This is a genomic window from Burkholderia sp. FL-7-2-10-S1-D7 (assembly GCF_001524185.1).
Classification (GTDB): domain Bacteria; phylum Pseudomonadota; class Gammaproteobacteria; order Burkholderiales; family Burkholderiaceae; genus Burkholderia; species Burkholderia diffusa.
In genome coordinates this window covers 191,092-205,495 of the sequence record NZ_LOWY01000030.1, presented here as the reverse complement: position 1 = coordinate 205,495, position 14,404 = coordinate 191,092, and the positions used below count along the sequence as shown (strand labels likewise).

Sequence of the window (14,404 nt, the reverse complement as noted above, 5' to 3'; positions counted from 1 at the left end):
TCGTGCCGGTCCGCCGCTGCCGCTCAGCGCGGCAACGCGGCGGGATCGTAGCGATTGCGCGGATTCCACAGCATCCAGCCGTCCGTGCCCGCCGCATCGGCCGCGTCGGCCTGTGCGCGGATCTCGTCGGCATCGAACGGCCGGCGATCGAACGCATAGTCGCGAAACGCCTGGAGCCACGGCCGAAACCGGACACCGTCCAGCCCGGTCCGGCGCTTCGCCTCGGCCAGCGACCGCGCGACGATCTCGCCGGCATGTTCGGTGGGCTTCCGGCAGCCGGGCAAGCCCCACGTAAAGCCCGATGGATAGAGCATCGGCGACACATAGTCTACGACCGGTCCGAGCGCATCGAGCCGCTGCCCGATCGAGGTGTCGTCGCTGTTCCAGCAGACGTACCCGAAAATATCCGCCGACACGTAGAGGTTATACGGACGCAGCCGTTCCCGCGCACCGATCAGGAATCCGGTGATCGCCTCGACCCGATTGGCCTCGGTATTGGGCTCTGCGAACCGAAGGCCGTTGGCGTCGGGAAAACGCAGGTAGTCGAACTGGATCTCGTCGAAACCCATGCGGGCGGCCTCTTCCGCGACGTCGTAGTTGTGTTGCCAGGCCGCGCGCGACGTCGGGTCGATCCAGCGCTGATGCTCGCGGTCCAGCCAGATCTCGCCGGCTGCATCGCGCACGGCCCACTCGGGATGGGCGCGAGCCAGCGGGTCGTCCTTGAACACGACGATGCGGGCAATCAGGTAGAGACCGCGCGCATGGAACGTCCGCAGCAGCTCCGGCAGATCGGGCGGACGAACGATGGCGCCGGCGACATTGCTCGCGGCACCGGAGATCTCACGCGCCAGGCTGCGATATGGCGTTACGCCGCTGTCGCCCTTCACGTCGATGACGAGCGCGTTGATCGCCGTCTTGTCCTGAAGGGACAGCGCCGTCTCGCGCAGCGTGCGGTCCGCGACGCCGTATGCGGACAGATAGACGGCTTTCGGACGCACCGGCGTCATGCGGATCGTCTGTGTGCCCCCGGCGGGTGCCAGTGTGACTTCGGTTCGCGCGTAGCCCGGCGCACGCACGCTCAGGCGTGTAACCGCCGCGTCGATCTCCAGTGAAAACGCGCCATCTCGATCCGCGGTCCGGTTCGCGCCCGACGCATGGCCGATCGCGCCGGCGAGCGGGTGCCCGTTCGTCGCATCGACGACGGTGATCGTGACGGGCGTCGCGTGGGCGGCGAATCCGGCGAACGACACGAGCAGAGAGGCGATCAGGCGTTCAATCACGACTTCCCCCGGCGGTTCTCAGCAATCCGTTCATGCATCGTGTGTCGCAGGCGTCCGTCATCAGATAGCGCGGCAGCGCCATTGCCGGGTCGGTCACGCGCACGGGGCGCGCATCGAGCGTGAATGCCGCGATATAGCCGTGGCGAGCGGCCAACTGGTCGGTCTGCGCATCATGGACGCCGAACGGCCAGGCCAGCATCCGGACCGGCTTGCCGGTTTCGGACTCGAGCCGTTCGCGGGACCGGCTCAACTGGAACGACACGAAGCGCAGGTAGTCGTCCGGCGTGAGGCGGGCGCGTTCGGTGCGGAAATTCGGATGCCAGTACGTGTGGGACTCGATGTCGAACCCGCCGGACTGCCCGAGCGTGCGCAACTGGTCCCATGTCATCGCATAGCTGGCGTTGGAAATGGCCGAGGGATAGATGAACAGCGTGACCGGCATGGGATGTGTAGCCAGCAATGGGCGCAGCACGTCGTAGACGGAGCGATGGCCGTCGTCGACGGTGATCGCGACCGCGCGCGCCGGCACGGCGTCGGCTTCGCCGCCATGCCATCGCACGACGTCGGCGAGCGGCACGATGCGGTAGCCGTTCGCCTCGATCGCCTGCAGCTGGTGGCGGAACGTTTCTGTACGCACCGTCATCGAATCCAGTCGCGCGGTGGCGAACCGATGGTAGACCAGGATCAGCACACGCTGCGATGGCGAATCGACGGTCGCGACGTCGGCGCGCGAAACCGGCGGCACGCACGACAACAGGAGCAGGCAGGCGAGCAGGCGAAAGGCCATGGCGGATCTCGTGGAATGGCTGCCCCATTTTTCGCGATCGCGGCGCGAAAACCGCTGAGCCAGATCAACGATTGATCGTGCGAGGCGCGATCGTGCGCGCGTCAGGCCGCCTGGTCGTCAGCTTGCCTGCGCAACCAGTTCGGCGTGAATCCGTTCGACGTCGTCGCGCGTGCACAGCGCCGTGCCCGGATGCTCGACCGAAGCAGCCGATGCCGCCAGCGCATAGCGGCACGCTTCGTCGAACGGCACGCCGCGCGCCAGCGCCCAGACCATGCCGCCGACGAAACTGTCGCCCGCGCCGACCGTGCTGCACACCGCTGCCGGCCTGCCGGGCAGGCGCCGCGCGCCGTCGCGCGTGACGACCCATGCGCCGCGCGCACCGAGCGTCAACGCGACGATGTCGGCTTGCCCGCGCGCCACGAGTTCGCTCGCCTTCCGGCATGCCGACGTGTCGTCGAGCGGTTCGCCGGCCAGCGCGCTCAGTTCGGCGAGACTGGGCTTCACGAGATGAACACCGGCCTCGAGGGCCGCTTGCAGCGCCCGGCCCGCCGCATCGACCACGACCCGGCTGCCCCTTTCCCGGGCCGTCCGCGCGAGCGTTGCATACAGGTCGTCGGGCACGCCGGGCGGCAGGCTGCCGCTCAGCACGAGATAGCGCGGCGCAGGTTGCATGGCGTCGATGCGGGCTGCGCAGTCGCGCCACTCGGCCTCCGTGACCAACGGCCCCGGCATCAGGAACCGGTATTCGCGCCCGGTCGCGGTCTCGGTCACGCAGACGTTCTCTCGCGTCTCGCCGGCGATCCTGATGCGCACCGCCGGCAGGCGCTCGGCTTCGAGCAGCAGCGTCAATACGTCGCCGGTCGGCCCGCCCGCCAGGTACAGCGCGACGCAATCGCCCCCGAGGCGGTAAATGGTTCGGGCGACGTTGATCCCGCCGCCGCCGGGGTCGCGCCGCGGCCGTGCGCAGCGCAGCTTGTGCGTATCGACGATGTGCTCGACGGACGTCGCGACATCGACGGCCGGATTCAAGGTAACGGTAACGATATCGGTCATGTGCGTGGTTCGCAGTCGATGGCTGGCGCGGCGGCGCGGCGATTCGCGGCAACCGCCGCGTGCCGGCCGTGGCTCCACCTTACGTTCGACGCCGGTGACGGCGTTGACCGCCGTCAAGCGATGTCGCGAACGGACCCGGTTGCGCTCGATCAACGACACGTTCGGGCAGGCTCCTACAGTGAATCATTCAACGTCGCCGAGCCCCGTCATGGACGAGCAGCCGCTTTGCACCACCGTGTTCGCCGAACGCTACGCGCAGCCCGGCGAGACGTCTCGTGCGGCCGTCTTCCATCGCGTCGCCCATGCACTGTCGCTCGCCGAGCCGGCCGAGCTCCGCGCACAGGTGGAGCGCGCGTTTTTCGTGAACCTGCAGCGTGGCGCGATCGGCGCGGGCCGCATCCTCGCGAATGCCGGCGCGCATACCGGCGGCACGATGATCAATTGCTTCGTCCATCCGCTCGCGATTCCGGCCGACACGCCCGTTGATGCCCTCGACGCAGCGCTCGCGCATGCGCTCGACGACGCACGGGTCACGCTGTCGATGGGCGGCGGCATCGGCTACGACTTCTCGCCGGTGCCGCCCGCCGACGCGTACGAACGGCGCCTGTCATCCGGGCGCGGCGCATGCGCGGCGATCGACCGCTTCGATACGATGTGCCGGGCTCTGCCGTTTTCCGGCCCGCGCCGGGGCGCACAAATGGGTGTGCTGCGCTGCGATCATCCGGACCTCGTCGCATTCGTCATGGCCAAGCGCGGGCGCTCGCGCTGGCCGACGTTCAACCTGTCGGTCGGCGTCACGGACGCGTTCATGGAGGCGGTCCGGCACGACCTGCCGTGGGCGCTCGTCCATCACGCACCGCCAGGCTACGTATCCGGCACGCCGCCCGGGCGGCCGGACGGACGTTACCTTTACGCGACGGTTCAGGCCCGCACGCTCTGGCACGAGATCGTCAACGCCGCGCGCGACAGCGCCGAACCCGGGCTGTTGTTCCTCGACACGATCCGCGACGCGAATCCGCTGCGCGAGCACGAGCGGATCGACGCGACGAACCCGTGCGGCGAACAGCCGCTGCCGTCCTACGGCAGCTGTGTGCTCGGGCCGATCGACCTGTCGCGGTTCGTTCTGCATCCGTTCGGTGTCGACGGGAAGCCGCGCTTCGACTTCGCGACACTCGCCGACGCGGTGCGCATCCAGGTCCGCATGCTCGACAACGTGCTCGACCTGACCGCGTGGCCGCTCGCCGCGCACGAGCACGAGGCGCGGCGGACACGGCGCATCGGGGTCGGCGTGACCGGGCTGGCCGACGCGCTGATGATGCTGCGGCTGCGCTACGACAGCGTGGAAGCACGCACGCTCGCACGCGGGATCGTGCTGACGATGCGCGAGCATGCGTTTGCCGCATCGGCCGCGCTTGCAGCCGAGCGCGGCGTGTTTCCGGCCTACGACCCGGCCGCCTATCTGACCGGCCCCGCGTATCGCACGCTGTTGCCGCTGAAGGTGCATCACGCGATCGCGCGGCACGGGCTGCGCAACAGCCATCTGCTGTCGTTCGCGCCGGCCGGCAGCGTGAGCCTCGCGTTCTGCGACAACTGTTCGAACGGGATCGAGCCGGCCGTCGGCTGGACGCAGCGTCGCATGGTTCGCACCGCCGACGGGGAGGTCCGGTCGTTTCGGGCGGAGAATCACGCTTACAGGCTGTTCCGCGAGCTGCATGGCGAGAGCGTCAAGCTGCCGGGCTATTTCGTCACGGGCGCGGAGATCGCGCCGGCGGATCATGTCGCGATGCTCGCGGCGCTGCAGCCGTGTGTCGACGCCGGTATCTCGAAGACCGTGACGATGCCCGGCCAGTGTTCGCTCGCGGAGGTCGACGCGTTGTTCTTCCAGGCATGGCGCGACGGGCTCAAGGGCATCACGGTTTTCCGGCCCGATCGGCGGCTCGCGTCGGTTGTGACCGATGACGCGGCGCACGTGCGGCGCGACGGCCCTGTCTGCATCGGTTGTTGAACGATGACGATAGCCGGCGGCAGGTGTCCGGCGGCACGATCGCGGCGGTCGTGCCTTCAGGCGGAGACGCCCGTGGTCGTTTCCGAGTCGGTTTCCGCCGGCCGGGGCGTGTCGCCGGCATCGTCCGCCGGCGCGATGAGCGCCACCAGCATGTCGTGATCGATCGATTCGTGCTGCAGCAAGCTGCGCGCGATCCGTTCGAGCGCATCGCGGTGTTCGCCGAGCGTTACCGTGACCCGCGCATGCGCATCCTCGAGCAGCGCGCGCACCTCTTCGTCGATCAGTTGCGCCGTGTGCTCGCTGCAGTGACCGTCGCCCGGCGTCCACACGCCCGGCGCCGCGCCCTGGCGCGCGCCATCGTCGAGCGTCGCGAGGCCGACCTTCTCGCTCATGCCGTACTGCATCACCATGTGACGGGCCAGCGCGGTCGCCCGCTCGAGATCGTTCTGCGCGCCGGTCGACACGTCGCCGAATACGATTTCCTCGGCCACGCGTCCGCCGAGCAATACGTCGAGCCGGTCAAGCAATTCGCTCCTGCGCAGCACATAGCGATCCTCGGTCGGAACCTGCTGTGTGTAACCGAGCGCCGCGATGCCGCGCGGGATGATCGACACCTTCTTCACGGGATCGCAGTGCGTGCGGCTTTGCGCGACGAGCGCATGCCCCGACTCGTGGTACGCGATGGTCCGCTTTTCCTGTTCGTTCATCACGCGGCTCTTGCGCTCCATGCCGGTCATCGCGCGATCGATGGCTTCGTCGAAATCGGCCATCCCGATCGCGGGCTTGCCCAGTTCGGCCGCATGCAACGCGGCTTCGTTGACGACGTTCGCGAGATCGGCGCCGACGAAGCCCGGCGTGCGCTGCGCCAGCTCGGCCAGGTCGACTTCCGGCGCGAGCTTCACGCGCTTCGTATGCACGGCCAGGATCTGCTTGCGCCCGTTCAGGTCCGGCCGGTCGATCGCGATGTGACGATCGAAACGCCCGGGGCGCAGCAGCGCGGGATCCAGGATCTCCGGCCGGTTGGTCGCGGCCATGATGATGACGCCCGAATTGGCCTGAAAGCCGTCCATCTCGACGAGCAACTGGTTCAGCGTCTGCTCGCGCTCGTCGTTGCCCGACATCAGGCCGACACCGCGCGCCTTGCCGAGCGCATCGAGCTCGTCGATGAACACGATGCACGGCGCGCTCTGCTGCGCCTGTTCGAAGAGATCGCGCACGCGCGCCGCGCCGACGCCGACGAACATCTCGACGAACGCCGAGCCGCTGATCGTGAAGAACGGCACCGCGGCCTCGCCGGCGACCGCACGGGCCAGCAGCGTCTTGCCGGTACCGGGCGCACCGACGATCAGCACGCCCTTCGGGATCTTGCCGCCGAGCCGCTGGTAGCGTTCGGGGTTGCGCAGGAACGCGACGATCTGCTGCAACTCGGCCTTCGCCTCGTCGATGCCCGCGATATCGTCGAACGTGATGCCGGTTTCCTTCTGCATGTATACGCGGGCGCGGCTTTTGCCCATGCCGCTCAGGTCCCTCATCCCGCCCGGCCTTCGCATCATGAAATTCCAGATCAGGACGAAGCCGATCAACGGGAAGATCCACGACGCGAGTGTCCCGATCCAGCCCGTATCCGTCGCGCCGCGGTAGCGAATCCCGGCAGTCGTCAGCGTGGCGACCAGGCCTTCGTCGCTCACCCGGTTCGTCGTGAAGCGCCACGGCGGGCCGGCTTGCTTCACCTCGGCCGCGTCGGACGCGGGCAGCGCGGCGCCGGCCTCCGGCATGCGCAGCGTGCCGGAGATCGACGATTGGCCGATCTCGAGATCGTCGACGAGCCGTGCGTCCACCAGGTGGTGAAAATCGCTGTAGGAAATCGACGTCGCCGCCGGCTGGCGCGCCAGCAGTTGAACCGCGACCAGCACGGCGAACGCGATCGGGATCAGCAGCCCGGAGTAGTCGAATGATTTTTTCATGGGATCGAACCTGACCGGTGGACTACCGCCCGCTCACGCGTCGTCGCGCTTCCAGTGCGCTCGCAGCATGTCCTCGCCGTCGCGATAGTTGATCTCGAGATCGCCGTGGTGCGCATGCAGCAACGCTTCGCCGAGGCGCCGGACCATATGCACGCCCGTCGTTCGAACGATGAGCGAATCGTCGGATTTCTCGATGTCCATGATGCGTTCGAGCGCGTGCTCGCTCGTCTCCAGATCGGCCTGACGCTCCAGCAACTCGAGAATCGTCGACCGGTGCGCGCGCAGATACTCGCCGTTCAACACCAGCTCGCCCGCTGGCACGTTTTCCCGCATGCGCTTGCAGGCCGGGCATTCGAGCTGGCGCCGGTCGAGCGTGGTCGCGGACCAGGTCCAGCGGCCCGCGTCGCAAACCGCGCCGCAGCCTTCGCAGATGCGGTCGCCTGTCGGCCGCTTCGGATCACGGTAACTGTCCTTCGTATGCGGCTGCATGCGCTTGTCGCGGCGCAGATGGTTCCGGCCGGGGCCGGTATGCGAACGGTTCATCGCAGTTTCTCCTGGTAGTAGACAGCACGTGCAAGGCGGTCAGGAAACGGTCAGCCGGTCGACGACCTGCCGGACGCCCTTCACCGACCCGGCCGCACCGCATGCGGCGCGCTTTTCGGCCAGCGACGCGACCGTGCCCGTCAGCGTGACGATGCCGTCGGTTGCATCGATCAAAATTCCCGCGGTTTCGCGCTGCGCACGGCGCGCAAGCGCCTCGGCGATCCGGGCGCCGACGTCCGGCACCGTATGGTCGGCGCGCACCCGGATGCGGTTCGCCACGCCGACGACGCCGATCATCCGGCTCACCATCGCTTCCGCCGCCCGGCTCTGATACGCATGATCGACTTCGCCGTCGAGCGTCACGCAGCCGTGATCGACCTCGACGCCGATCTTGAGATCGCGCAGCGCATCCTGCCATCCGAGCGCGAACGTGATCGCGATCGCCAGTTCCTGGTCCGCGCAGGCGCTCTCCGGCGGGGCGACGTTAAGTTCGAGCACCAGCGCGCGCGCATCGGCGATGTGCAGTGCCGTTTTCTGCGCCTCGAGCTTCTGGGCCCAGCTGTCGACCGTGCCGCGCAACGTCACGATCCGGTCGCGGACCTCGACGTCGATCCGGCGCGCGTCGATCGCCGGATTCCAGAACAACGCCTGCTCGACATCCTGCTTGAGTGCTGCATCGGACTTCATGTCGGTCTCCCGTCGGCCCGTGCCGGCCGCAAAGCTTGCGAGCGGATGCGTGCGGCACCGTGTTCAGCATCGCGCACGGCCGCGCCGGCGGCTTGACGAGGATCAATCAAAGGCGGGCTGGCGGCGGAGTCTGGCGGGCAGGCGATGGCCGGTTTTGCCCGTTGACTCAGATCAACCGCGCGACGAGGCGCGACGCGATCATGAATTCGCGGACGTCGCGAAAACCGCGGCAACACGGACGTTTCGCATTCGTACGACCGTCGACGTCCACCGCTTTCCGGGAGACCGTCATGATCCGCAAGCCGTACCGCATCGTGCTCGCGACGCTCAGCGTGTTCATCGCGATTGCGTCGCTGGTCGGCATCGTTCACGGGATGCTGTTCGACGAGAAAGTGTTCAGGTACTCGATCGTCACGCTGATCTCCAGCATCCTCGCGTTCGTCGTGCTGCTCAATCCCGGCCCGGGCGACCGCCCGTGACGGGTACCGCGCGGTTCGGTCCGGCACGCCATCGCGAAACCGGCCGACGCACGCTGCGACACGTGCGTCAAGCGAGGGACCGCTCGAAACGCATTCCCGCCCGAGTGACACAGATCAAGGGGAAACCCGGTATTCGTCGGATATAAGTGAATCCGAATCGGCGACGCCTGAGCGGCGGCGCCATCCCGTATTCCTGCATTTCCGTATTCGACGAGGCATCCCATGCGCGCTGCCGCGCCTCCCGTTCGCTTTCATCCTGCCGTCGTGCGGCGCCTGCGTGCCATTGCGCTCGCGGCGGGCATGGGTCTGCTGTCGGGATGCCTGTCGCTTGCGCCACCGGACGAGCGTCCGGACGCACCGATTCCCGCATCCTTTCCGGATCCTTCCGCCGACGCGACAGCGGCGGCGCCCGTGCCCGAGTGGCAGGCTTACTTCGTCGACGCGCGCCTGCGTGCGTTGATCGGGCAGGCGCTCGCCAACAACCGGGATCTGCGCGCGGCGGTCGCACGCGTCGAGCAGGCTCGCGCGGTCTATGGCATCCGCAGCGCGGATCAATGGCCGACGATCGGTGCGGGCGCGGCCTATGCCCGGTTTCGCACGCCGGGCGGCTTCCTCTCTCCGGCGCCCGTCATCAGCCAGGTGTATGAAGTCCAGCTGGCCGAGACGCAATGGGAGATCGATTTCTGGGGCCGCGTGCGCAACCTGAAAGCAGCGGCGCTCCAGCGCTACCTCGCGAGTGATGCGGCCCGGCAGGCGGTGACGCTGAGCGTCGTCACCGGCGTAGCGGACGCGTATCTGACGCTGTGCGAGATCGACGAACGCATCGCGCTGACCCGCGCGACGATCGACACACGCCGCGAATCGCTGCGGATTTTCCGGCTCCGTCACGCGGCCGGCGCGATCTCGCGCCTCGACCTGACGCAATCGGAGATCCTGCTGCAGCAGGCGGAATCGCTCGGCGTCCAGTTGCAGCAAGCCCGCGCGGCGGCGGCCGATGCGCTCGCGTTGCTCGTCGGTGCGCCGCCCGCGGCGGCCGCCACGCCGCTGGCGCTCGACGACGGTGCGGTGCTGCCGTCGCTCGCCCCCGGCCTGCCTTCATCGCTGCTGACCCGGCGTCCGGACGTGATCGCGGCCGAGCACGAACTCCAGGCGACCCGCGCGAACATCGGCGCGGCGCGCGCGGCGTTCTTTCCGCGCATCGCATTGACGAGCGCGATCGGTTCGGGAAGCAGCGCGCTGCATGACGTGCTGTCGTCCGGCGCGGGCGTGTGGTCGGTGATTCCCAACGTCACGCTGCCGCTCGTCGACGGCGGCCGCAATCGGTCGAATCTCGCGCTCTCGCACGCGCAACGCGACGAGGCGCTCGCGCAGTACGAGAAGACGCTGCAGCGCGCGTTCCGTGACGTGTCCGATGCGCTCGCGGCGCGCCACTGGCTGGCCGACCAGGTCGCCATCGAGCGCGCCACGCTGGCGTCGCAGGCCGAGCGGGCACGCCTCGCGAAGCTGCGCTACGACAGCGGGGCGACCCGCTTCCTCGAAGTGCTCGATGCGCAACGGGACCTGATGAACGCCGAACAGCAGCTGGTCATGACCCGTCGTGCGCTGCTCTCGAGCCGCGTCGCGCTGTACGGCGCGCTCGGCGGCGGCGTGATCGACACCGGCAAGACCGCCGCGGCAACGGCTCCTCTTTCGACAGACTCGGACAACACACCATGAAAACCATCCCGCGCCCTCTTCTGATCGGTGTCGGTGCGGCCGTGCTCGCGATCGGCCTCGCGTACTACGGGTGGACGCGCTGGCGCGACGGCCAGACGGATGCGGGGCTCGTCAGCGGCAACGGCCGCATCGAGGCGACCGAAATCGACGTCGCGACCAAGCTGCCGGGGCGCGTCACTGCCATGCTCGTCGACGAAGGCGACTTCGTGACGGCCGGCCAGCCGCTCGCACGCATGGACGTCGTCGTCCTGCAGGCGCAGCTCGACGAGGCACGGGCGCGGGAGCAGCAGGCGGTGAACACCGCGGCGAGCATCGACGCGCAGGTCGCGCAGCGTCGCAGCGACAAGGCCGCGGCCGCGGCCGTCGTCGTGCAGCGGGAAAGCGAGCTGGACGCGGCCACGCGGCGGCTCGCGCGGTCCGAAACGCTGTCGCGCGACGGTGCGTCATCGATGCAGGAGCTGGACGACGATCGCGCGCGCGCCGGCAGCCTGCGCGCGACGGTGAACGCCGCACGCGCCCAGGTGGAAGCGGCGCAGGCCGCCGTCGACGCAACCCGGGCCCAGCTCGTCGCGGCGCGCTCGGCCGTGACGGCCGCGCAAGCGACCGTGGCGCGCGTGCAGGCCGACATCTCGGACAGCCAACTGACTTCGCCGCGCGACGGGCGCGTCCAGTACCGGATTGCCGAGTCGGGCGAGGTCCTGCCGGCAGGCGGCAAGGTGCTCAACGTCGTCGACCTGTCCGACGTCTACATGACGTTCTTTCTGCCCGAAGCGGTCGTCGGCCGGGTTCCGCTCGGCGCCGACGTGCGGATCGTGCTCGATGCGGCACCGGAATACGTGATTCCCGCACGCGTGTCCTATGTGTCGAGCACCGCGCAGTTCACGCCGAAGACGGTCGAGACGGCCACCGAGCGGCAGAAGCTGATGTTCCGGGTCAAGGCGCGCATCGATCGCGATCTGTTGCAGCGCCACCTGAAACTCGTGAAGACCGGGTTGCCGGGCGTCGCATGGCTGAAGACCGACCCGCACGCGGGCTGGCCGGATCGCCTCGCGATCAGGGTGCCGCAATGAATGCGACGACGCCCGTCGACACGGATACGGGATCGATCGACGGTTCGTCGGTGTCGGCCGATTCGCGCATGGTCGCCCGGCTGTCCGGCGTCTCGCTGCGCTACGGCGACACGTACGCGCTCGACGACGTGACCCTCGACATCCCCGCCGGCTGCATGATCGGGCTGATCGGGCCGGACGGCGTCGGCAAGTCGAGCCTGCTCGCGCTTGTGTCCGGCGCGCGCGCGATTCAGCAGGGCCGCGTGTGGACGCTCGGCGGCGACCTGTCGTCGGGCCGACATCGCGCGCGCGTATGCCGGCGCATCGCCTACATGCCGCAAGGCCTCGGCCGGAACCTGTACGCGACGCTGTCGGTCGAGGAAAACCTGCAGTTCTTCGCGAGACTGTTCGGCCACGATGCCGCGGAGCGCCGCCGCCGGATCGACGCGCTGACGCGCAGCACCGGCCTGCAGCCGTTCCTGGATCGCCCGGCCGGCAAGTTGTCCGGCGGCATGAAGCAGAAACTCGGCTTGTGCTGCGCGTTGATTCACGATCCCGACCTGCTGATCCTGGACGAACCGACGACCGGCGTCGATCCGCTGTCGCGCGCGCAGTTCTGGGAGCTGATCGGACGCATTCGTGCCGCCCGCCCGGCGATGAGCGTGCTGGTCGCCACCGCGTACATGGACGAGGCCCGACGTTTCGACCAGCTGATCGCGATGGACGCGGGCCGCGTGCTGGCAACCGGCAGCCCCGGCGAGCTGCTCGAACGCACCGGTTGCGACACGCTGGAAGCCGCGTTCATCGCGTTGCTGCCGGAGGCCCGCCGGCGCGGACACCAGCCGGTCGTGATCGAGCCGTTCCAGCCCGATCAGGCGGCCGGTTACGCAATCGAGGCCGACGCGCTGACGATGCGGTTCGGCGATTTCGTCGCGGTCGATCACGTGAGCCTGCAGATCCGCCGCGGCGAAATCTTCGGCTTTCTCGGCTCCAACGGCTGCGGCAAGTCGACGACCATGAAGATGCTCACCGGCCTGCTGCCCGCGTCGGAAGGCACGGCGACGCTGTTCGGCCGGCCGATCACCGCGAACGACATCGACACGCGCAGGCGCGTCGGCTACATGTCGCAAGGTTTTTCGCTCTACGGCGAACTGACCGTCCGGCAAAACCTCGTGCTGCACGCGCGCCTGTTCGGCGTACCGGAACCGGATGTGCCTGCACGCGTGACCGAAATGATCGCGCGCTTCGGGCTCACGGACGCCCTCGACGCGCTGCCCGAGCGCCTGCCGCTCGGGATGCGGCAGCGGCTGTCCCTCGCGGTGGCGATGGTGCACAAGCCCGAGTTGCTGATCCTGGACGAGCCGACGTCGGGCGTGGACCCGGTCGCACGGGACGACTTCTGGCGGCTGATGATCGAGCTCGCGCGCAACGATCGCGTCACCATCTTCATTTCGACGCACTTCATGAACGAGGCCGCGCGATGCGACCGCATCTCGCTGATGCATGCGGGCCGCGTGCTCGCGAGCGCCGCGCCCGAGGAACTGGTGCGCCTGCGCGGCGCGGCTACGCTCGAGGACGCGTTCATCGGCTACCTGAGCGACGCGCAGAAAGCGGATGGCGCGGGCGGTTCGGACGGCACGACGGCCGATGCGCCGTCCGACGCCGGCTGGCTCGCCGCGCCGCCCGCTGCGGCGGCCGCCGGCGATGCGGCGGCATGGTTCAGCCCGGCGCGCGCCGGCAGCTATCTGTGGCGCGAAGTACTGGAACTGAGACGCGACCCGTTACGCGCGACGCTGGCGCTGTTCGGCTCGCTCGTACTGATGTGCGTGATCAGCATCGGGATCAGTCTCGACGTCGACAACCTGACGTTCGCGGTGCTCGACCGCGATCAGTCGATCCTGAGCCAGGACTATGCGCAGAATCTCGCCGGTTCCCGCTACTTCGTGCCGCGCGCACCGCTCGCGGACGACCGCGACATCGAGCGCCGCATGCGCAACGGCCAGCTGTCGCTCGCGCTCGAGATCCCACCCGGCTTCGCGCGCGACGTCGCGCGCGGCCGCCGCGTGGAGATCGGCGCATGGGTCGACGGCGCGATGCCGATGCGCGCGGAGACGATCCGCGGCTACGTGGCCGGCATGCACGAAAACTGGCTGCGCGACCAGGCGAAGCGCCGGCTCGGCGTGTCGCTCGTCCCGGCCGTGGACATCGCGATCCGCTATCGCTACAACCCCGACGTCAAGAGCCTGCCCGCGATGATTCCGGCGATCATGCCGATGCTGCTGCTGATGCTGCCCGCGATGCTGACCGCGCTCGCCGTCGTGCGGGAACGCGAGCTCGGGTCGATCGTCAACCTGTACGTGACACCCGTCACGCGTGCCGAATTCCTGCTCGGCAAGCAGGCGCCGTACGTCATGCTGGCCATGTTGAACTTCCTGCTGATGGTCGTGCTGGCCGACGTCGTGTTCGGCGTGCGGATCAAGGGCAGTTTCGCGACGCTGGCGGCCGCGGTGCTGATATTCAACGTCGTGGCCACCGGCATCGGGCTGTTCGCGTCGACGTTCACCCGCAGCCAGATCGCCGCGATCTTCATGACGATCGTCGGCACGCTGATTCCCGTCGTGCAGTTCTCGGGCCTGCTCACGCCGCTGTCGTCGCTCGAGGGCAGCGGCAAGTGGGTCGGCACCGTCTATCCGGCCACCTACATGCTCGCGATCAGCCGCGGCGTCTACAACAAGGCGCTCGGGCTGGCCGACCTGTCGTCCCAGTTCTGGCCGATGCTCGCGGCCGTGCCGGTCATCCTGGTCATGACCGGCGTGCTGCTGCGCAAGCAGGAGCGCTGAC

Annotated in this window: 11 protein-coding genes; 5 read left to right on the top strand and 6 right to left on the bottom strand. The window is 68.6% G+C overall.

The features are described 5' to 3' along the window. Positions 1-23: 23 nt before the first annotated feature. From WS75_RS14120 to WS75_RS14110, 3 genes are all read right to left on the bottom strand, one after another. A complete protein-coding gene (locus WS75_RS14120) occupies positions 24-1,280 on the bottom strand; it encodes a putative glycoside hydrolase (protein ID WP_059681005.1) in 1,257 nt (418 codons plus the stop codon). Beyond that, positions 1,273-2,067, bottom strand: coding sequence for a polysaccharide deacetylase family protein (locus WS75_RS14115; RefSeq protein WP_059681004.1), 795 nt, complete (start codon positions 2,065-2,067; stop codon positions 1,273-1,275). The genes WS75_RS14120 and WS75_RS14115 overlap by 8 nt, the downstream gene beginning before the upstream one ends. Before the next feature lie 117 nt (positions 2,068-2,184). After that, positions 2,185-3,120: a 1-phosphofructokinase family hexose kinase gene (locus tag WS75_RS14110; RefSeq protein ID WP_059681062.1), complete on the bottom strand. Its 936-nt coding sequence runs from the start codon at positions 3,118-3,120 to the stop codon at positions 2,185-2,187. 208 nt (positions 3,121-3,328) lie between these two features. Here WS75_RS14110 and WS75_RS14105 point away from each other — a divergent pair, with 208 nt between their 5' ends. Continuing rightward, positions 3,329-5,125 (top strand): adenosylcobalamin-dependent ribonucleoside-diphosphate reductase, encoded by a 1,797-nt coding sequence (locus tag WS75_RS14105; RefSeq protein WP_059681003.1) that lies wholly within the window; start codon positions 3,329-3,331, stop codon positions 5,123-5,125. Between the two features lie 56 nt (positions 5,126-5,181). Here WS75_RS14105 and ftsH read toward each other — a convergent pair whose 3' ends face one another. From ftsH to WS75_RS14090, 3 genes are read right to left on the bottom strand one after another with little or no spacing between them, the layout of a single operon-like run. Continuing rightward, positions 5,182-7,089, bottom strand: a complete 1,908-nt coding sequence (ftsH, locus tag WS75_RS14100; RefSeq protein ID WP_059681002.1) for an ATP-dependent zinc metalloprotease FtsH — start codon at positions 7,087-7,089, stop codon at positions 5,182-5,184. A 33-nt stretch (positions 7,090-7,122) separates the two neighbouring features. Next, positions 7,123-7,632: a BCAM0308 family protein gene (locus WS75_RS14095; protein WP_059681001.1), complete on the bottom strand. Its 510-nt coding sequence runs from the start codon at positions 7,630-7,632 to the stop codon at positions 7,123-7,125. Between the two features lie 39 nt (positions 7,633-7,671). Next, positions 7,672-8,319, bottom strand: coding sequence for a BON domain-containing protein (locus WS75_RS14090; protein ID WP_059681000.1), 648 nt, complete (start codon positions 8,317-8,319; stop codon positions 7,672-7,674). A 290-nt stretch (positions 8,320-8,609) separates the two neighbouring features. On the opposite strand from WS75_RS14090, the gene WS75_RS14085 reads away from it, so the two are divergent. From WS75_RS14085 to rbbA, 4 genes are all read left to right on the top strand, one after another. Next, complete coding sequence (locus tag WS75_RS14085; RefSeq protein ID WP_059680999.1) at positions 8,610-8,798, top strand: DUF2964 family protein; 189 nt, start codon at positions 8,610-8,612, stop codon at positions 8,796-8,798. Positions 8,799-9,020: 222 nt separating this feature from the next. Then, a complete protein-coding gene (locus WS75_RS14080; RefSeq protein WP_059680998.1) occupies positions 9,021-10,514 on the top strand; it encodes an efflux transporter outer membrane subunit in 1,494 nt (497 codons plus the stop codon). Next, positions 10,511-11,584 (top strand): HlyD family secretion protein, encoded by a 1,074-nt coding sequence (locus tag WS75_RS14075; protein ID WP_059680997.1) that lies wholly within the window; start codon positions 10,511-10,513, stop codon positions 11,582-11,584. The genes WS75_RS14080 and WS75_RS14075 overlap by 4 nt, the downstream gene beginning before the upstream one ends. Next, a complete protein-coding gene (rbbA, locus tag WS75_RS14070) occupies positions 11,581-14,403 on the top strand; it encodes a ribosome-associated ATPase/putative transporter RbbA (protein WP_059680996.1) in 2,823 nt (940 codons plus the stop codon). Before WS75_RS14075 ends, rbbA begins: the two co-directional genes overlap by 4 nt. Position 14,404: the final 1 nt, after the last annotated feature.

Coding starts and splice junctions, on each gene's coding strand:
- WS75_RS14095 (WP_059681001.1), bottom strand. CDS start 7,632: ATGAACCGTTCGCATACCGGCCCCGGCCGGAACCATCTGCGCCGCGAC.
- rbbA (WP_059680996.1), top strand. CDS start 11,581: ATGAATGCGACGACGCCCGTCGACACGGATACGGGATCGATCGACGGT.
- ftsH (WP_059681002.1), bottom strand. CDS start 7,089: ATGAAAAAATCATTCGACTACTCCGGGCTGCTGATCCCGATCGCGTTC.
- WS75_RS14115 (WP_059681004.1), bottom strand. CDS start 2,067: ATGGCCTTTCGCCTGCTCGCCTGCCTGCTCCTGTTGTCGTGCGTGCCG.
- WS75_RS14090 (WP_059681000.1), bottom strand. CDS start 8,319: ATGAAGTCCGATGCAGCACTCAAGCAGGATGTCGAGCAGGCGTTGTTC.
- WS75_RS14080 (WP_059680998.1), top strand. CDS start 9,021: ATGCGCGCTGCCGCGCCTCCCGTTCGCTTTCATCCTGCCGTCGTGCGG.
- WS75_RS14110 (WP_059681062.1), bottom strand. CDS start 3,120: ATGACCGATATCGTTACCGTTACCTTGAATCCGGCCGTCGATGTCGCG.
- WS75_RS14085 (WP_059680999.1), top strand. CDS start 8,610: ATGATCCGCAAGCCGTACCGCATCGTGCTCGCGACGCTCAGCGTGTTC.
- WS75_RS14075 (WP_059680997.1), top strand. CDS start 10,511: ATGAAAACCATCCCGCGCCCTCTTCTGATCGGTGTCGGTGCGGCCGTG.
- WS75_RS14105 (WP_059681003.1), top strand. CDS start 3,329: ATGGACGAGCAGCCGCTTTGCACCACCGTGTTCGCCGAACGCTACGCG.